At 39.7% G+C, this 19,829-nt stretch carries 14 protein-coding genes and 5 tRNA genes; 17 read left to right on the plus strand and 2 right to left on the minus strand.

Annotated elements, in window-relative coordinates:
* Positions 1–9: 9 nt before the first annotated feature.
* From birA to tuf, 7 genes are all read left to right on the plus strand, one after another.
* The gene (gene birA / locus ABXH06_RS09780; RefSeq protein WP_353518117.1) at positions 10–987 is read left to right on the plus strand and encodes a bifunctional biotin--[acetyl-CoA-carboxylase] ligase/biotin operon repressor BirA; all 978 of its coding nucleotides are present in this window, start codon (positions 10–12) and stop codon (positions 985–987) included.
* Positions 984–1,733: a type III pantothenate kinase gene (locus tag ABXH06_RS09785; protein ID WP_311581442.1), complete on the plus strand. Its 750-nt coding sequence runs from the start codon at positions 984–986 to the stop codon at positions 1,731–1,733. The genes birA and ABXH06_RS09785 overlap by 4 nt, the downstream gene beginning before the upstream one ends.
* A 120-nt stretch (positions 1,734–1,853) precedes the next feature.
* Positions 1,854–1,929, plus strand: a tRNA-Thr gene (locus tag ABXH06_RS09790).
* 47 nt (positions 1,930–1,976) lie between these two features.
* Positions 1,977–2,061, plus strand: a tRNA-Tyr gene (locus tag ABXH06_RS09795).
* Positions 2,062–2,086: 25 nt separating this feature from the next.
* Positions 2,087–2,160, plus strand: a tRNA-Gly gene (locus tag ABXH06_RS09800).
* Between the two features lie 14 nt (positions 2,161–2,174).
* Positions 2,175–2,250: transfer RNA gene (locus ABXH06_RS09805), tRNA-Thr, on the plus strand.
* Between the two features lie 77 nt (positions 2,251–2,327).
* Positions 2,328–3,512 (plus strand): elongation factor Tu, encoded by a 1,185-nt coding sequence (gene tuf, locus ABXH06_RS09810; RefSeq protein WP_311581407.1) that lies wholly within the window; start codon positions 2,328–2,330, stop codon positions 3,510–3,512.
* Between the two features lie 1,701 nt (positions 3,513–5,213).
* Here the strand turns inward: tuf and ABXH06_RS09815 are convergent.
* Together ABXH06_RS09815 and ABXH06_RS09820 are read right to left on the minus strand one after the other, a co-directional pair.
* The gene (locus tag ABXH06_RS09815) at positions 5,214–5,558 is read right to left on the minus strand and encodes a YajD family HNH nuclease (protein ID WP_353518118.1); all 345 of its coding nucleotides are present in this window, start codon (positions 5,556–5,558) and stop codon (positions 5,214–5,216) included.
* A 304-nt stretch (positions 5,559–5,862) separates the two neighbouring features.
* Positions 5,863–6,495 carry a YiaD family glycine zipper/OmpA-like lipoprotein gene (locus ABXH06_RS09820; protein WP_353518119.1) on the minus strand — a complete coding sequence of 211 codons (633 nt, stop codon included), beginning with the start codon at positions 6,493–6,495 and terminating at the stop codon, positions 5,863–5,865.
* A gap of 193 nt (positions 6,496–6,688) precedes the next feature.
* On the opposite strand from ABXH06_RS09820, the gene ABXH06_RS09825 reads away from it, so the two are divergent.
* The 10 genes from ABXH06_RS09825 (at position 6,689) to rpsL (ending at position 19,779) form a co-directional block, all read left to right on the plus strand.
* Positions 6,689–6,765 (plus strand) — tRNA-Trp (locus tag ABXH06_RS09825).
* Between the two features lie 98 nt (positions 6,766–6,863).
* Entirely contained in the window at positions 6,864–7,244 is a 381-nt protein-coding gene (gene secE / locus ABXH06_RS09830; protein ID WP_311581437.1) for a preprotein translocase subunit SecE, read from the plus strand.
* A gap of 2 nt (positions 7,245–7,246) precedes the next feature.
* Positions 7,247–7,846, plus strand: a complete 600-nt coding sequence (nusG, locus tag ABXH06_RS09835; protein WP_311581434.1) for a transcription termination/antitermination protein NusG — start codon at positions 7,247–7,249, stop codon at positions 7,844–7,846.
* A gap of 302 nt (positions 7,847–8,148) precedes the next feature.
* A complete protein-coding gene (rplK, locus tag ABXH06_RS09840) occupies positions 8,149–8,577 on the plus strand; it encodes a 50S ribosomal protein L11 (protein WP_311581432.1) in 429 nt (142 codons plus the stop codon).
* Between the two features lie 3 nt (positions 8,578–8,580).
* Positions 8,581–9,276 carry a 50S ribosomal protein L1 gene (rplA, locus tag ABXH06_RS09845; RefSeq protein WP_311581429.1) on the plus strand — a complete coding sequence of 232 codons (696 nt, stop codon included), beginning with the start codon at positions 8,581–8,583 and terminating at the stop codon, positions 9,274–9,276.
* Positions 9,277–9,586: 310 nt separating this feature from the next.
* Positions 9,587–10,081: a 50S ribosomal protein L10 gene (gene rplJ, locus ABXH06_RS09850; RefSeq protein WP_303455501.1), complete on the plus strand. Its 495-nt coding sequence runs from the start codon at positions 9,587–9,589 to the stop codon at positions 10,079–10,081.
* A gap of 124 nt (positions 10,082–10,205) precedes the next feature.
* Entirely contained in the window at positions 10,206–10,574 is a 369-nt protein-coding gene (rplL, locus tag ABXH06_RS09855) for a 50S ribosomal protein L7/L12 (protein WP_311581426.1), read from the plus strand.
* A 268-nt stretch (positions 10,575–10,842) separates the two neighbouring features.
* The gene (rpoB, locus tag ABXH06_RS09860; protein WP_311581423.1) at positions 10,843–14,871 is read left to right on the plus strand and encodes a DNA-directed RNA polymerase subunit beta; all 4,029 of its coding nucleotides are present in this window, start codon (positions 10,843–10,845) and stop codon (positions 14,869–14,871) included.
* A gap of 103 nt (positions 14,872–14,974) precedes the next feature.
* Positions 14,975–19,192 carry a DNA-directed RNA polymerase subunit beta' gene (gene rpoC, locus ABXH06_RS09865; protein WP_311581418.1) on the plus strand — a complete coding sequence of 1,406 codons (4,218 nt, stop codon included), beginning with the start codon at positions 14,975–14,977 and terminating at the stop codon, positions 19,190–19,192.
* Between the two features lie 212 nt (positions 19,193–19,404).
* The gene (gene rpsL, locus ABXH06_RS09870) at positions 19,405–19,779 is read left to right on the plus strand and encodes a 30S ribosomal protein S12 (protein ID WP_074499547.1); all 375 of its coding nucleotides are present in this window, start codon (positions 19,405–19,407) and stop codon (positions 19,777–19,779) included.
* Positions 19,780–19,829 lie beyond the last annotated feature (50 nt).

Raw genomic sequence — 19,829 nt, forward strand, 5'->3', positions numbered from 1 at the left:
TATTTAGATATGGCAAAATCTGTAAAAGAACAATTAATTAAACGACTTGCGACTGGACAATTTATTTCAGGACAAGCGATAGGCGATGAATTAGGTATTAGCAGGGCGGCGGTCTCTAAACATATCTCTGGGTTACAAAAAATGGGCTTAGATGTGTTTTGTGTTACAGGTAAAGGCTATCGTTTTGCCCAGCCGCTTCAATTGTTAGATAAATCGCTGATCGGTCAACACTTAAACCCTGATGATTGTGCCATATCTCTGGAGGTACATAGTGTTATTGATTCGACAAATAGTTATTTAATACGCCGGATCCCACATCAAGTTAAGCAAGGTCAAGTCTGTGTGGCTGAGTATCAAAATTCTGGTCGAGGCCGCAGAGGCAGACAATGGATTTCGCCGTTTGGCTCCCATGTTTATATGTCAATGTATTGGTGTTTAACACAAGGGATTTCCGCCGCCATGGGCTTAAGTGTTGTTGCGGCCATTGCTGTTAGTGATGCAATAAAGCAGTTATATAATGTTGAAGTGGAATTAAAATGGCCGAATGATATTTATGCCAATGGCAAAAAATTAGCGGGTATTTTAATAGAATTAGAAGGGCAAGCACTAGAATCAAGTCATTGTGTTATAGGGATAGGTTTAAATATTAATATGCCAATGAAAGCGGCAGAAGATATCGATCAACCTTGGACTGATCTCCAATCAATTATTTCAGTGGAAATTGACCGTAACCAGTTAGTGTCAACGCTAATTAATTGTCTTATCGTCCGATTAAATCAACATAAAGAAAGCGGAATTGTCACTATGCTTGAAGATTGGCACAAGCAAGATTTATACGTCAATAAACCAGTAAGATTAATCACAGGTGCCAAAGAAACCTTAGGAATATGCCGAGGCATTAATAATCAAGGGGCTTTATTGCTTGAAGTCGATGGGCAAATCAAACCTATTTATGGTGGTGAAGTGAGCTTGAGAGGTTTACTGTGAAATTATTGATAGATGTCGGCAATACATTATGTAAATACGTGACGTTTCAACAGGGTGAACTTTCGGTTATCAAGTCGATTGAAACACACCTTATTAATCAGCAATGGTTAGCGGAAAATTTTCCTATAGTAGAGCAATGCATAGTAAGTAATGTTAATGATAGTAACTTAAATCAAATCATTACATCGTGGTGTGAATCTGAGCGAATAGATTATTGTTTTGTCGAAAGTGAAGCGGAAAAATTTAATATCAGATGTGCTTATGATGACCCGAGCACTTTTGGCGTCGATCGTTGGTTAGGGCTAATTGGAGCGTCAACGTTATTCCCTAATCAAGCTACACTGATAATTGATGCGGGCACAGCAACTACGATTGATTTATTAACATCTTCAGGTATTCATCAAGGGGGCTGGATATTACCCGGCATTAATTTAATGTTTTCAAGTTTAGTGCAAAATACCAAAAAAGTTTTCGCTACACCTAAAAACATAAATCAAATAGCATTTGCAAATAATACTACTGATGCGGTTAATCAAGCGAACTGGGCGGCAACAATAGGTTGTATTAATACAGCAATTAAAACTGCACATGAACAATACTTACCTGAAGATGATACGTTACTTATTGTGTTAACTGGTGGCAATGCGGCAAAGCTTAAGCAATTAATGACAGTAGAATGTGAATTCATTGAAAAATTAATTTTTGTTGGAATGAACCGTTATAATGCTAATAAAGGGCTTAAATAAATCGACTTTGAGTAAAAAAACATCACTTACAATAAAAAAGCGTAAAAAACTTTATTTTTTTACGCTTTTTTATTGCAAGGGGCAAAACATTACTCTAGAATTCGCACCACTTAATGTAGTGCCGACTTAGCTCAGTTGGTAGAGCAACTGACTTGTAATCAGTAGGTCGCCAGTTCGACTCCGGCAGTCGGCACCATTAATACTTAATTTCTATGATGAAATAGTCATTAAGTCCAAAATATTGGAGGGGTTCCCGAGTGGCCAAAGGGATCAGACTGTAAATCTGACGGCTCCGCCTTCGGTGGTTCGAATCCACCTCCCTCCACCATTTTGCAGAGATAACTAAAAGATTAGCGGGCGTCGTATAGTGGTAATACCTTAGCCTTCCAAGCTAAAGCTGCGAGTTCGATTCTCGCCGCCCGCTCCATTTTTAAGTTGAATGCTGATATGGCTCAGTTGGTAGAGCGCACCCTTGGTAAGGGTGAGGTCGGCAGTTCGAATCTGCCTATCAGCACCATTCCTTAATTCTTGGTCTATTCTTTATCTCTAATAAATAATTTATTAATTTTGTTAACACCCTTGAGGTATTTTATAATGGCTAAAGAAAAATTTGAACGTTCGAAACCACATGTAAACGTTGGTACAATCGGACACGTTGATCACGGTAAGACTACGTTAACAGCTGCTATCTCTGCGGTATTAACAAAAGCTTTCGGTGGTGATGTAAAAGATTTCGCACAAATCGATAATGCTCCAGAAGAGCGTGAGCGTGGTATTACAATCAATACTTCTCACATTGAGTACGATACAGAAACACGTCACTACGCACACGTAGATTGTCCAGGTCACGCCGATTACATCAAAAACATGATCACCGGTGCTGCACAAATGGATGGTGCTATCTTAGTAGTTGCTGCTACAGATGGTCCAATGCCACAAACACGTGAGCACATCTTATTATCTCGTCAAGTTGGTGTACCTTACATCATCGTATTCATGAACAAATGTGACATGGTTGATGACGAAGAGTTATTAGAATTAGTAGAAATGGAAGTTCGTGAGTTACTTAACGAATACGAATTCCCAGGTGATGACTTACCAGTAATTCAAGGTTCAGCATTAGGTGCATTGAACGGCGAAGCACAGTGGGAAGAGAAAGTATTAGAACTTGCTAACCACTTAGATACATACATTCCAGAGCCAGAGCGTGCAATTGACGGCGCATTCATTATGCCTATCGAAGATGTATTCTCAATTTCAGGTCGTGGTACAGTAGTAACAGGTCGTGTTGAGCGCGGTATCATCACAGTAGGTGATGAAGTTGAAGTCGTTGGTATTCGTGAGACTCAAAAGTCAACTTGTACTGGTGTAGAAATGTTCCGTAAGCTTCTTGACGAAGGTCGTGCTGGTGAGAACTGTGGTATTTTATTACGTGGTCTTAAACGTGAAGACGTAGAGCGTGGTCAAGTATTATGTCAACCTGGTTCAATTTCTCCTCACACTAAGTTTGAGTCAGAAGTTTACGTATTAAGTAAAGATGAAGGTGGTCGTCATACACCATTCTTCAAAGGATACCGTCCACAGTTTTACTTCCGTACAACAGATATCACAGGTGCAGTAGAGCTTCCTGAAGGTGTTGAAATGGTAATGCCTGGCGACAACTTAAAGTTTGTTGTAGAGCTAATCAACCCAGTAGCGATGGACGAAGGTTTACGCTTCGCTATCCGTGAAGGTGGTCGTACAGTTGGTGCTGGTGTTGTATCTAAAATCATGGATTAATTCCTGATTTAGATTAACATCTAATCTGATTGAAAAAGGCGCTTCGGCGCCTTTTTTGTTGTCTAGGGGTTGGCGGTATGGACTGGAGATGCCACATAGCGGACATTAGCTCTAATGCGCTAGAATTGGATTTCGATTAGTTTTTATGTCGAATTGTAGTGATCAACAAATTTCCCCTTCGTTTAGACATAGTTCATCTAACCTCTGATTGATTTTAATTAGCCCATCAAAGTCATTAGAAACCTCTAGATATTTTTTCATAATCTTTTCGGTGATGAGACGATAGCTAACGTCAACTAAGTGCACTTTGAAGACTTATTTATAATTAGCTAGTGAATAATATTACAAGTTAAATTCTTTCTAGTTTAATTAACTTTTCTTATCATATTGTCGGTGTGCCGACAGCACACAAGGGGGAAATAACACCAGTTTCCCCCTTGCATCCCCCTCGGTGCCCAACTCAGCGAAACATTTTACTTTTCAACTAGCATTAGTCCCCGATACCTGCCGATTTATCGTCCATGAGCAGCGGCAGCCCTCGGCATCCCTGTCTCGGGTCGAGGTCTACCTATGCTAGTTGATAAGTAAATCGCTGAGATGGGGAATGGTTACGGTTGATAGACTCGTTTCTATAGCTAGATAAGATAAATGACAAACTAATTTGCTTGGGATTAATACTAAAACTTAACGGAGCATAAACCCTGCTTCTTTAAACGCTGAAGTTAAAATCAATATTCATGTATTGTCATCATGGATGATGACAAAGGCAAAGCCGCACATGGATGTGCGATCTTTGTCGTTAGGTCGAAATTATTGAATTTAATGTAAGTTCACGTTTAATGCAGCAGCGCCATGGGGTTCTATAGGGACAGTGGCGTTAGCGTCCCTTTGGGTGTCGTCGCCACCGCGACAATATAATGATGATATAAAATCTACACTAGAAAGTATTTTTGATTTTGAAGTAGGTATCATCTCTTAAGGTTCAAACTGTATGTCGAATATATTGATGTAACTTGCTTAAATATAACTAAAAATCAACCTACTTCTTTAGAAATTAATAGGTTCAGAGCGTTTGGTTTTAGTAAAATACTTGCTAGTTTATCCAATCATTCTGGTTATATTGTCGGTGTGCCGACAGCACACAAGGGGGAAATAACACCAGTTTCCCCCTTGCATCCCCCTCGGTGCCCAACTCAGCGAAACATTTTACTTTTCAACTAGCATTAGCCCCCGATACCTGCCGATTTATCGTCCATGAGTAGCGGCAGCCCTCGACATCCCTGTCTCGGGTCGAGGTCTACCTATGCTAGTTGATAAGTTAATCGCTGAGATGGGGAATGGTTATAACTGAAAAGCTCGCTTCTATAGCTAGCTAAGATAAATGACAAGCTAATATGCTTAGGATTAATACTAAAACTTAACGGAGCATAAATTCTGCTTTAAAAAATGCTGAATAAAAACATCCATGTGCTCTCTTAGCGTTAGGTTGAAGCATGATTATTTAATGAAGAAGTCATTTTTTAGCAGCGCCATGGGGTTCTAAGGGGACAGTGGCGTTAGCGTCCCTTTGGGTGTCGTCGCCACCGCGACAATATAATGATGATATTAAATCTAAACGAGAAAGTATTTTTCCATTTATAAACACCATTACTAAGATTGTCTTATGATTGTGAGTATTGGTTTAACTTTTTAAAAGCTAAACTACTTCTTTAGCATTGATTTCAAATCCGCAAAGGGATTATATGTCGCTTGGTCTTGATTGGTATCGCCTGGCTTTACCTCGGTGCTGTATGAGGCATGGTCAGTATATTTAGCATGCTCATTATCATGGCAATATATACACAGTAATTCCCAATTTGATCCATCGTTTGGGTTATTAGTATGGTCGTGAACTATATGATGAACCGTTAGTTCTTTTATGTTTGAGTATTCAAAGGCTCGTGCACAACGTCCACATACCCATGGGTAAAGTTTTAATGCTTTATCTCTATAACCTTTTTCTTGGCGCTTATAATTAGCACTGGTGCCAAATTTATCTGAGGTCATAATTGTTTACTTATAAAAATATTGTGCCGTTTAATATACACCAAAATACTACAAACTAAATCCTAGGCAATAAAAAAGACGCCGTAACGTCTTTTAATAAAGTCAGTGCTGATACACACTATTTTACTCTGCTTCTGTAGATTCTGTTGACTCTACGGGTTCTTGCTCAACTTCTTTTTTTGCTTCGTGGTTTTCACCACCACATTGACCACAACAACTCATTTCTCACTCTCCGTAATTAATCACAGGGTGATCATATTACTGATGAAAATATAAGTGTTGATCAAGATCAGTCATTAAACGATTAACTGGCTTTGTTGGGAATAATTTGCACTTCAACGCGACGATTTAATGCACGGTTACTTGCGGTACTGTTATCGGCGATAGGCATATTCTCTCCATAACCTGTCACTTTTAAACGGTTTTCCTCTACAGATTTTCTAATAAGGTATTGCTGAACGCTCTTCGCTCGTTGGGTTGATAATAACTGGTTATGCTGTTCACTGCCTGTGCTGTCAGTATGACCTTCAATGCTTAATAAGGTTTTATCGAATTTGATGAGCACTTTGGCGATATCATTGAGTGTTTGATGAAAACCTGCGGTGATATAAGACTGATCCGTCGCGAAAGTGATATTGGCAGGCATGACTAAACGAATATTATCGCCTTCACGAATAACATCGATTCCAGAGCCTGATAATTCTTCACGAAATGCTTGTTCTTGCTTATCCATATAATCACCAATAGCAGCGCCAGCAAGTGCCCCAATAGCTGCCCCCCATACTAAACGTTTATCTTTATGATTACTGGTTGATTTTCCGAGAATTGCTCCTGCTACAGCACCGATAGTGGCACCTTTTTGTGCATTGGTTGTTGCACAGCCTGTGATGATTAGTGAAAAAGAAATGATACCAACTAAAGACTTGTTAAATCGCATAAATATACTCCAAGAATGCTAAGGAAAATCGAAAAATTTAGTATACATTAATGGAACGAATATCTTAATAATATCCTGTAAATATCCCTTGAGTAATCTGTTTTCATCAGTATAATAGCCCCTCACTTCTCGTGTTACTCTTAATTTTCCCAAACAAACTAAGATTCACCCGACAAGTGTAACTAGATTTTGAAGGGGTATAGTTCCAATTGGTAGAACAGCGGTCTCCAAAACCGACGGTTGGGAGTTCGAATCTCTCTACCCCTGCCATATTTTTAAATAGGTATCATGGATATACTTATTTGTAAGCTTCTCGTGTTAAAGAGAAGTTAATTATTAGTTTTGACAGGTAATTACAGGTTATTAATATGAATGCAAGTACAGAAGAGCAACCTAGCAGTTCTCTAGACACCTTAAAATGGGGCGTCGCAATATTACTATTAGCAGGTGCTGTAGTAGGAAATTATGTGTATGGTGATCAATCAGTGTTGATCCGAGCCGTTTCTGTTGTTGCTGCGGTAATTATTGCAGGTATTGTTGCCGGTCAAACAGAAAAAGGTCGCAATGCTATTAATTTTGCTAAAGAAGCTCGTACTGAAACACGTAAAGTTGTCTGGCCTACGCGTCAAGAAGCAGTACAAACTACTGGTATTGTTCTTGTTGCGACATTAATCATGTCATTAGTAATGTGGGGCTTAGATTCAATTTTATTTGAACTTGTTGGTTTCGTTACTGGATTAAAGGTTTAATTATGTCTGAAGAAAACGCAATCCCAGAAGAAAATGCACCACAAGATGACAGTGTGACACCATCAACGGGTGTTAAATTACGCTGGTATGTTGTCCAAGCATTTTCAGGCTATGAAGGCCGTGTTCAAAAAACCTTAGTTGAACATATTGAAATACATGGTTTACAAGACAAGTTTGGACAAATCTTAGTGCCAACTGAAGAAGTAGTTGAGATGCGCGCAGGCCAAAAGCGTAAGAGTGCTCGTAAATTTTTCCCTGGCTATGTATTAGTACAAATGGCAATGGATGAAGAAGCTTGGCATTTAGTGAAAAGTGTACCACGTGTTCTTGGTTTTATTGGTGGTACGAGTGATCGTCCAGCACCAATTACGCAAAAAGAAGCTGATCGTATTTTACAGCGTTTAGAAGACGGTGATAAACCTAAACCTAAAACGTTATTTGAACCAGGTGAAGTGGTACGTGTTATTGATGGACCTTTCGCTGACTTTAACGGTGTTGTTGAAGAACTTGATTATGAGAAAAACCGCATTAAAGTTTCGGTTCTTATCTTTGGTCGTTCAACACCAGTTGATTTAGAGTTTGGTCAAGTAGAAAAAGGGTAACCTTTTTCCGCTGATAAAAAACGCTTGCCATTGGCAGGCGTTTTTTGTTTCTACGACACTCAAACTAATCTTTCATGGCAAGATTGCGATCATTTAATAAAAATACCGCTAAAACTAAAATATAACTTGAAACGGTGGCGTTGATTAATTTATAATCCGCTGCCGTTTTTATTTGCATGGCTGAAAAGTCAGTAAATTTGAACGATTTTTAATCCACGGGGAGCTCAACCATTAAGGTTCGTTGCTTTTTCCTTTTGTAAGGTAAAGCAGGGCGTTCGTACCCAAACATAGGAATATTAAAGATGGCTAAAAAAGTCACAGCTTTAATCAAGCTACAAGTTGCTGCTGGTGCAGCAAACCCGTCACCGCCAGTTGGTCCTGCTTTAGGTCAACACGGTGTGAACATCATGGAATTCTGTAAAGCGTTCAACGCAAAAACAGATTCAATTGAAAAAGGCGCTCCAGTACCAGTAGTTATTACTGTATACGCGGATCGTTCTTTCACGTTCGAAACAAAAACGCCACCTGCTTCTTACTTATTAAAGAAAGCGGCTGGTATTAAAAGCGGCTCTGGTCGTCCTAACACTGAAAAAGTGGGTACTGTTACTACAGCTCAACTTGAAGAAATCGTTAAGACAAAAGAACCTGATTTAACTGCTGGTTCTATGGAAGCTGCAGTGCGTACCATTGCGGGTTCTGCTCGTTCAATGGGTTTAGTGGTAGAGGACTAATCAATGGCTAAATTATCAAAACGCGCTCGTCTTATCCGTGAAAAAGTAGACGTATTAAAAGAATATGACATTAATGAAGCGCTTGCTTTATTAAAAGAATTTGCAACAGCAAAATTCCGTGAAAGTGTTGATGTTGCTATCAACCTTGGCATTGACGCTCGTAAATCTGATCAAAACGTACGTGGCGCGACTGTATTACCTAACGGTACAGGTCGTGATGTTCGTGTTGCAGTATTTACACAAGGCGCTAATGCTGAGAAAGCAACTGCAGCAGGTGCTGACGTTGTAGGTATGGACGATTTAGCAGAACAAGTTAAAGCCGGTAATATGGACTTTGACGTTGTAATTGCTACGCCAGACGCAATGCGTGTAGTTGGTCAACTAGGTCAAATCTTAGGCCCTCGTGGTTTAATGCCTAACCCTAAAGTTGGTACAGTTACTCCTGACGTTACTACAGCGGTTAACAATGCTAAAGCGGGTCAAATTCGCTACCGCAACGACAAAAACGGTATTATCCATACTACTATTGGTAAAGCTGATTTTGACGATGCTAAGTTGCAACAAAACCTTGAAGCATTATTGGAAGCGTTGAAAAAAGCTAAACCAGCTAACGCTAAAGGTCAGTACATTAAGAAAATTTCTGTTTCAACTACTATGGGTGCCGGTGTAACGGTTAACTCATCTAGCTTAGCAGATTAATTTTCTAGTAAAGGAGCTAAATTAGTTTCTTTACACGGGTGAAGTTGTAGCATATAATTTCGCCCCTTAAATTTTGGTAGGTGTTGTTTATTCTCTTATTTTTAATAAAAGTATCAACAACCCCGTCAAAGACCGTAGGAGCAAGCATTTCTTCTGGAATGTTTGCTTAATATTTCCTACGTAGATGGTGATTACCCAGTATTTCCAATTCTGGTCCTCGCCGTAACGGCCTAATTTTTTACAAAATTTTAGTAAAAAATTAGGGATAGTAAATACCGGTTTTTTACCGGTGAACCAGGAGTTAAAGCCAATGGCTATCAATCTTGATGACAAAAAAGCAATTGTTGCTGAAGTTCAAGAAGCTGCCACTGGCGCTCAGTCAGCTGTAATCGCGGATTCACGCGGTGTTACAGTTGAAGCAATTACTACTTTGCGTAAACAAGCACGTGAAAATGGTGTATGGATGAAAGTTATCCGTAACACATTAGCACGTCGCGCATTAGAAGGTTCAGCTTTTGAATGTGTTACTGACACTTTAAAAGGTCCTTCATTAATTGCATTTTCAAACGAGCATCCGGGTGCAGCAGCGCGTTTATTCACAGATTTCGCTAAAACTAACGAAAACTTTGAATTAAAAGCAGCCGCATTTGAAGGTGACTTAGTTGATGTTCAGGTACTTGCAAAACTACCTACATACGACGAAGCAATTGCACGTTTAATGAGCGCTATGAAAGAAGCATCTGCAGGCAAACTTGCCCGCACACTTGCTGCAGTACGCGATCAGAAAGAGCAAGAAGCTGCTTAATAATTGTTTACCTCTGCACTTACTTAATGAAACGCAGAGCACAATTCGCACTTTTTGTATTTATAGTTATTTATAACAGACCCTTTTATTTGAAAAGGCTGTTAATTAAAACAGGAAATTAAAAATGTCTATTTCTAAAGACGATATCCTAAACGCAATTGCTGAAATGTCAGTAATGGACGTTGTAGAATTAGTAGAAGCAATGGAAGAAAAATTCGGCGTATCTGCTGCTGCAGCTGTTGCTGTTGCTGGTGGTGACGCTGGTGCTTCTGCTGAAGAGCAAACTGAATTCGACGTAATCTTAACTGGTTTCGGTGAGAAGAAAGTTGCAGTAATCAAAGCAGTTCGTGGCGCTACAGGTCTTGGCTTAAAAGAAGCTAAAGACTTAGTTGAATCAGCTCCTAAAGCACTTAAAGAAGGTGTTGAAAAAGCTGAAGCTGAAGAACTTAAGAAAGCTCTTGAAGAAGCAGGTGCTTCTGTTGAGATCAAATAATCTGTTTTTAAACAGATTATTTGCCTGAAAAGGCAATGGCTGGTGATTTAAACGTCACCGGCCTTTTTGCGCTAAAGAAAGTGGTTTTTTTTTAAACCAAAACAGTGCATTATTTGATGCTTAAAGAAAAAAAGCATCACAGCAATACCCTGTCTGATACCAATTGGATTAGATAAGTGGTCAAAATAATCATATATTCTGATCAATTACTTAGTCCAATTGGTATTTTTAGGCAGATTCGGCCATAACCAGCAAGCTGAGGAACCCCATGGTTTACTCTTACTCTGAAAAGAAACGTATTCGAAAGGACTTTGGTAAAAGTGTGCAAGTAATGGACTATCCGTTCTTGTTATCTATCCAACTCGAATCTTTCCGTAAGTTTATTGATATTGATCCGACAGGTGAAACAGGCTTAGAAGCCGCGTTTCGTTCTATTTTTCCAATTAAAGCCTATTCTGGTAGTTCAGAATTACAATTTGTAAGCTATCGCTTAGGTGAACCATTATTTGACGTGAAAGAATGTCAAATTCGTGGTGTTACCTATTCTGCGCCGCTTCGCGTTAAATTACGTTTAGTAGTTTATGATAAAGAAGCTGCTGCAGGTACAGTAAAAGATATCAAAGAACAAGAAGTATATATGGGTGAAATCCCATTGATGACAGACAACGGTACGTTTGTTATTAATGGTACAGAGCGTGTTATTGTTTCACAATTACACCGTTCCCCAGGTGTGTTTTTCGATCATGATAAAGGCAAAACACATTCTTCAGGTAAAGTGTTATATAACGCACGCGTTATTCCTTACCGTGGTTCATGGTTAGATTTCGAATTTGATCCTAAAGATAACTTATTTGTTCGTATTGACCGTCGTCGTAAATTACCGGCGTCTATTATTTTACGTGCATTAGAATATTCTACAGAAGAAATTCTAGATATTTTCTACGATACGACTGATTTCACTATTAAAGGCGATAAGCTAGTGATGGATTTGATTCCTGAACGCTTACGTGGTGAAACAGCAACCTTTGATATTAAATTAGCCAATGGTGATGTATTAGTAGAACAAGGTCGACGTATTACTGCTCGTCATATCCGCACACTTGAAAAAGAAAAAGTGGATAAGTTAGAAGTACCAGCAGAATATATTATCGGTAAAGTATTATCGAAAGCTTATGTTGATGAATCAACCGGTGAAGTCATTGCCGAAGCGAACGCTGAATTAACCTTAGAATTACTTGCTGAATTAAGTCAAGCGGGTCATAAAGTTCTTTCTACTTTATATATGAACGAATTTGATGTTGGTTCATATATGTCTGACACAGTACGTGTTGATAGTTCAACTAACCGTTTAGAAGCGTTAGTTGAAATTTATCGCATGATGCGCCCAGGCGAGCCACCAACAAAAGATGCGGCAGAAACGTTATTTAATAACTTATTCTTCTCTTTAGAGCGTTATGACTTATCAACGGTAGGTCGTATGAAGTTCAACCGTCGTGTTGGTCGTGATGTTGAAGTAGGTGAAGGAACTTTATCTAAAGAAGACATCATCGCAGTCATGAGAACGCTTATCGGCATTCGTGACGGTAAAGGTGATGTTGATGATATTGATCACTTAGGTAACCGTCGTATTCGTTCTGTAGGTGAAATGGCAGAAAACCAATTCCGTGTTGGTCTTGTTCGTGTTGAGCGTGCAGTACGTGAACGTTTAAGTCTTGGTGACTTAGATGCAATCATGCCGCAAGATCTAATCAACGCTAAGCCAATCTCTGCGGCAGTGAAAGAATTTTTCGGTTCTTCGCAATTGTCACAGTTTATGGATCAAAACAACCCGTTATCTGAGGTGACGCATAAACGTCGTATCTCTGCATTAGGCCCAGGTGGTTTAACGCGTGAACGTGCTGGTTTTGAAGTACGTGATGTACATCCAACGCATTATGGTCGTGTTTGTCCAATCGAAACGCCGGAAGGTCCAAACATTGGTTTGATCAACTCGCTTTCTTGTTACGCACGAACTAACGATTACGGTTTCTTAGAAACGCCATATCGTAAAATTGTAGATGGAAAAGTCACTGATGAAGTTGACTACCTATCAGCAATTGAAGAGGGTAACTTTGTTATCGCTCAAACTACGGCAAAAGTTGATGAAGCTGGCAAACTTGTTGAAGGCTTAGTACCTTGTCGTCACAGAAATGAATTTACCTTGATGTCTGCTGAACAAGTGCAGTACATGGATGTATCTCCACAACAAATCGTTTCTGTTGCAGCGTCATTAATCCCATTCCTAGAGCACGATGATGCTAACCGTGCCTTGATGGGCTCGAACATGCAACGTCAAGCAGTGCCAACACTTAAAGTGGACAAGCCGCTTGTTGGTACAGGTATGGAGAAAATTGTAGCCGTTGACTCTGGTGTAACAGCCGTAGCTAAACGTGGTGGTGTTGTTTCTTATGTAGATGCTTCGCGTATTGTTGTTAAAGTCAATGAAAATGAAATGCACGCTGGTGAAGCGGGTATTGATATCTACAACTTAACAAAATACACACGTTCAAACCAAAACACTTGTATTAACCAACGTCCACAGTGTCGTATGGGTGAACCTGTTGTTCGTGGTGATGTATTAGCTGATGGTCCTTCAACGGACATGGGTGAATTAGCATTAGGGCAAAACATGCGTATCGCATTTATGCCTTGGAACGGTTACAACTTTGAGGATTCAATGTTGTTATCTGAGCGTGTTGCTCAAGAAGACCGTTTCACAACGATTCATATTCAAGAATTAAGCTGTATTGCTCGTGATACTAAATTAGGCTCTGAAGAAATTACTTCAGATATTCCTAACGTTGGTGAATCAGCATTAAGCAAACTAGATGAATCAGGTGTTGTTTATATTGGTGCTGAAGTTAACGGTGGTGATATCTTAGTGGGTAAAGTTACTCCTAAAGGTGAAACGCAGTTAACTCCTGAAGAAAAACTATTACGTGCGATTTTCGGTGAGAAAGCTGCTGACGTTAAAGATAGTTCTTTACGTGTACCAAATTCAGTATCAGGTACGATTATCGATGTTCAAATCTTCACTCGTGATGGTGTTGAAAAAGATAAACGTGCAGAAGAAATTGAAGAATTACAATTAAAAGAAGTTAAGAAAGATTTAGGCGATGAATTTAGCATTTTAGAAGATGGTATTTATGCTCGTGCTAAGAAACTTCTATTAACAGCTGGCTTAAACGATGCAGACCTTAACGGTATGTCACGCGATAAGTGGTTAGTTCAAAACTTAGCTGATGAAGCACAACAATCAGAACTTGAACAAATCGCTGAGCAATACGACAACATCAAAGCAGATTTTGATAAGAAATACGAAGTTAAGCGTCGTAAAATCACACAAGGTGCCGATTTAGCACCAGGCGTGTTAAAAATTATCAAAGTATATCTTGCTGTTAAACGTCGTATTCAGCCTGGTGATAAAATGGCTGGTCGTCATGGTAACAAAGGTGTTATTTCAAATGTTGTACCTGTTGAAGATATGCCATATGACGAACACGGTGTACCGGTTGATATCGTATTGAACCCATTAGGTGTTCCATCACGTATGAACATTGGTCAGATCCTAGAAACGCATTTAGGTATGGCTGCTCGTGGTATCGGTGAAAAAATTAACCGTATGCTACAAGAGCAACGTGAAATTGCTAAGCTTCGTGGCTTCTTAAAAGAAGTGTATGAACTAGGTGAGTCTCGTCAAGAAGTAGATATTGAAAGCTTTACTGATGATGAAATCATGCGTCTAGCGAATAACTTACGTGCAGGTCTTCCAATCGCTACACCAGTATTTGATGGTGCAAGTGAGCGTGAAATTAAAGACTTATTCAAATTAGCGGATATGCCAGAAAGCGGTCAGTTTACGTTAACTGATGGCCGTACTGGTCGTGAATTTGAGCGTCCTGTTACTGTAGGTTACATGTATATGTTGAAACTAAACCATTTAGTTGATGACAAAATGCATGCACGTTCTACGGGTTCTTACTCACTTGTTACACAACAACCTCTTGGCGGTAAAGCGCAATTTGGTGGTCAACGTTTCGGTGAGATGGAAGTATGGGCATTAGAAGCATACGGTGCTGCTTATACGCTACAAGAAATGTTAACGGTTAAGTCTGATGATGTTAACGGTCGTACTAAGATGTATAAAAACTTAGTTGACGGTGATCACAGAATGGAACCAGGCATTCCTGAGTCGTTCAATGTATTGTTGAAAGAAATTCGTTCGTTAGGTATTAACATCGAATTAGATCAGGACTAGCTGATAAAACGGTATTGCTGAGCTTTACTTTTAAAGCTCAGTACGCGGAGAAAGTCAGTTAACTGACTTTCTCTTCAAAGTTTAACTCCGACAGGAGAAGAGTGTGAAAGATTTACTTAAGTTTCTTAAGCAACAAAATCAAACAGAAGAGTTCGATGGTATACGTATCGGACTAGCATCACCAGATCAGATCCGTTCTTGGTCGTTTGGTGAAGTTAAAAAACCTGAAACGATTAACTATCGTACGTTCAAACCAGAACGTGATGGTTTATTTTGTGCGCGTATTTTCGGTCCAGTAAAAGATTACGAATGTCTTTGTGGTAAATACAAACGTTTAAAGCATCGTGGTGTTATTTGTGAAAAATGTGGCGTTGAAGTTACATTAACTAAAGTTCGTCGTGACCGTATGGGTCATATCGAATTAGCAAGCCCAGTTGCGCATATTTGGTTCTTAAAATCATTACCATCTCGTATTGGTTTATTACTTGATATGACGTTACGTGATATTGAACGCGTACTCTATTTTGAATCTTATGTTGTTACTGAACCTGGTATGACAACATTAGAGAAAAGCCAAATTCTAACCGAAGAAGAATATCTTGATGCGTTAGAAGAACATGGTGATGAATTTGATGCACTTATGGGTGCAGAAGCGGTATTAGCATTACTACAACAAATTGATTTAGATGGCGAAGTAGCGCAAATGCGTGAAGAGCTTCCTGAAATCGGTAGTGAAACTAAGCGCAAGAAAATTACGAAGCGTTTAAAATTAATGGAAGCATTCGCCGCTTCAGGTAACAAGCCTGAGTGGATGATCATGAACGTACTACCAATTTTACCACCGGATTTACGTCCGTTAGTACCATTGGATGGTGGCCGTTTTGCTACATCAGATTTGAACGATTTATACCGTCGTGTTATCAACCGTAACAACCGTCTTAAACGTCTTCTAGATTTAGTTGCTCCAGACATTATCGTACGTAACGAAAAGCGTATGTTACAAGAGTCTGTTGATGCACTTTTAGATAACGGTCGTCGTGGTCGTGCAATCACTGGTTCAAACAAACGTCCTCTTAAATCTTTAGCTGACATGATTAAAGGTAAGCAAGGTCGTTTCCGTCAAAACTTACTTGGTAAGCGTGTTGATTATTCTGGTCGTTCTGTAATTACCGTTGGTCCAACTCTACGTTTACATCAATGTGGTTTACCGAAAAAAATGGCACTTGAATTATTCAAACCATTTATCTACGGCAAATTAGAAGCGCGTGGTTTAGCGACTACGATTAAAGCGGCTAAAAAATTAGTTGAACGTGAAGGCGCTGAAGTTTGGGATGTACTTGATGAAGTTATCCGTGAACATCCAGTTATGCTTAACCGTGCACCAACACTTCATAGATTAGGTATCCAAGCATTTGAACCTGTTCTTATTGAAGGTAAAGCGATTCATTTACATCCATTAGTTTGTGCGGCCTATAACGCCGATTTCGATGGTGACCAAATGGCGGTACACGTACCGTTGACAATCGAAGCACAAATGGAAGCACGTACGTTGATGATGTCAACGAACAACGTACTTTCTCCAGCGAACGGTGACCCAATCATCGTACCATCACAAGATGTTGTATTAGGTTTATATTACCTAACACGTGATCGTGTAAATGGTTTAGGTGAAGGCATGGTATTTGCCGACACGAAAGAAGCTGAAAAAGCTTACCGCACTGGTGCTGCTGAGTTACATGCTCGTGTAAAAATTCGTATTACTGAACATATTCGTAATGCTGAAGGTGAATTAGTTGCACATACTAATTTACGTGATACTACTGTTGGTCGTGCAATCTTGTGGCAAGTATGTCCAAAAGGTATGCCTTACGAGTTGATTGATCAGCCTTTAGGTAAAAAGCCTATTTCAAAACTGATTAACCATGCTTATCGTAACCTTGGTTTAAAAGACACAGTAATTTTTGCCGATCACATTATGTATACCGGTTTCCACTACGCGATGATCGCGGGTGCGTCAGTTGGTATTGATGATATGGTAATTCCTGATGCTAAATACACTATCATTGATGAGTCTGAAGAAGAAGTTTCTGAAATTCAGTCTCAATTTGAGCAAGGTTTAGTTACTCAAGGCGAAAAATACAACAAAGTTATTGATATTTGGTCATCTGCCAACGAGAAAATCTCGAAAGCGATGATGGACAACTTATCAAAAGAATCGATTTTAAACCGTGACGGTGAGATGGAAGAGCAAGACTCATTCAACTCAATCTACATGATGGCTGACTCGGGTGCTCGTGGTAGTGCCGCTCAGATCCGTCAGTTAGCTGGTATGCGTGGTTTGATGGCTAAACCAGATGGTTCAATCATCGAAACACCAATCACCGCTAACTTCCGTGAAGGCTTGAACGTTTTACAATACTTCATCTCAACTCACGGTGCGCGTAAAGGTTTGGCCGATACGGCACTTAAAACAGCTAACTCGGGTTACTTAACTCGTCGTTTAGTAGATGTTGCACAAGATTTAGTGGTAACTGAACATGATTGTGGTACTCACGATGGTCTATTAATGACACCATTGATTGAAGGTGGTGATGTTGTTGAACCATTACGTGAGCGTGTGCTAGGTCGTGTGGTTGCAGAAGATGTATTAAAAGCAGGCACCGATGAAGTGCTATTAGCGCGTAATACGTTAATTGATGAAGCTTTATGTGATTTCATTGAAGAAAATTCAATCGATCAAATGAAAGTTCGTTCAATTATTACTTGTCAAACTGACTTTGGTATTTGTGCTCATTGTTACGGTCGTGATTTGGCTCGTGGTCATATGATCAACCAAGGTGAAGCGATTGGTGTTGTGGCAGCACAGTCAATCGGTGAACCTGGTACACAGTTAACCATGCGTACGTTCCATATCGGTGGTGCGGCATCTCGTGCATCAGCAGAGAACAGCGTACAAGTTAAAAATACAGGTCACTTGAAATTACAAAACGCTAAGTTTGTAACGAATTCTGAAGATCACTTAGTGATTACTTCTCGTTCATCAGAACTTACAGTAATTGATGAACTAGGTCGTGAGAAAGAGCGTTATAAAGTGCCTTACGGTTCAATAATTTCTAAGAAAGACGGTGGTGAAATTACTGCTGGTGAAACGATTGCTAACTGGGACCCACATACGCATCCAATTATTACGGAAGTTGCGGGTAAAGTTCAGTTTGTTGACCTTGTAGATGGTGTAACTATGGTTCGTCAAACAGATGAACTAACTGGTTTATCTAGTATCATCGTAACAGATGCTGGTCAACGTAACGCTGCTGGTAAAGAAATGCGCCCAGCAGTTAAATTGATTGATGCTAAAGGTAACGATGTGAACATTGCGGGTACTGATATCCCTGCATTGTACTACTTGCCAGGTAACGCGATTGTCAACTTAGAAGATGGCGTAGAAGTTAATATTGGTGATGCGTTAGCACGTATTCCTCAAGAGTCTTCTAAAACCCGTGATATTACCGGTGGTTTACCGCGTGTTGCTGACTTATTTGAAGCACGTAAGCCTAAATTACCTGCAATTCTTGCTGAGAAAACTGGTGTTATCGGTTTCGGTAAAGAAACGAAAGGTAAAGTACGTTTATTAATCACACAACAAAGTGGTGAAGTATACGAAGAGATGATCCCTAAAACACGACAATTAAACGTGTTTGAAGGTGAGCAAGTGATTAAAGGTGAAGTTATTGCCGATGGTCCTGAGTCTCCACATGATATTTTACGCTTACGTGGTGTTGCTCCAGTGGCAAACTACATTGTGAACGAAGTACAAGAAGTTTATCGTTTACAAGGTGTTAAAATTAACGATAAGCACATCGAAGTTATCGTGCGTCAAATGATCCGTAAGTGTGAAATTCTTGATGCTGGTGATAGTGAATTCTTGAAAGGTGAACAGTTAGAAGTTGCACATGTAAACATTGCTAACCGTGAACTAGAAGCTGAAGGTAAACGTCCTGCTGTATATGAAATGCAGATGATGGGTATCACTAAAGCATCACTTTCAACGGAATCATTTATTTCAGCGGCTTCGTTCCAAGAAACAACACGCGTTCTTACTGAAGCAGCTGTTGCAGGTAAGAAAGATAAGTTACGTGGCTTGAAAGAAAACGTTATTGTTGGTCGCTTGATCCCAGCAGGTACTGGTTACGCTTACCACCAAGAGCGCGCGCGTCAGCGTGTTGCTGAAGTGGAAGAAGAAATCACAGTATCAGCTGACGAAGCTGCACAAGCATTAACCGATGCTTTAAATGCTGATTTAACTTCTGGCGTGGATGAATAACCACTAAAGTAGAAAAAAAGTCGATTTTAACCTGTCTTCTGCTAGTAAAGCTTGACAGGTTAAAGCTTGACCATTAGAATTCCGCGACCTTTTATTCTGTACTTTGAGTACTTTATATAAATGGTCGCGGTTTTTCACGTTTATAAGCGGGTGATTTTGGCAAACTTAGTCAATAAAAATTTACCCTTAGTTTTAATTAATCAGGAGCTATAATGGCAACTATTAACCAATTGGTACGTAAACCACGTGTCAGACAGGTACAAAAAAGTAACGTTCCAGCGTTACAAGCTTGTCCACAACGTCGTGGCGTATGTACTCGTGTGTATACTACTACACCAAAGAAACCAAACTCAGCACTACGTAAAGTTGCTCGTGTTCGTTTAACTAACGGCTACGAAGTAACTTCATACATCGGTGGTGAAGGTCACAACTTACAAGAGCATAGTGTTATCTTGATTCGTGGTGGTCGTGTTAAAGATTTACCAGGTGTACGTTATCACACCGTTCGTGGCGCACTTGATTGTTCAGGTGTTAACGACAGAAGACAAGGCCGTTCTAAGTACGGTGCTAAACGACCTAAATCTTAAGTTTCCCATTTCCTTTCTTAGAAAATGAGGAAGAGATTAGAAACGTTAAG

Origin of the sequence: Thalassotalea sp. SU-HH00458, from assembly GCF_040362795.1 — a bacterium.
Lineage (GTDB): Bacteria > Pseudomonadota > Gammaproteobacteria > Enterobacterales > Alteromonadaceae > Thalassotalea_H > Thalassotalea_H castellviae.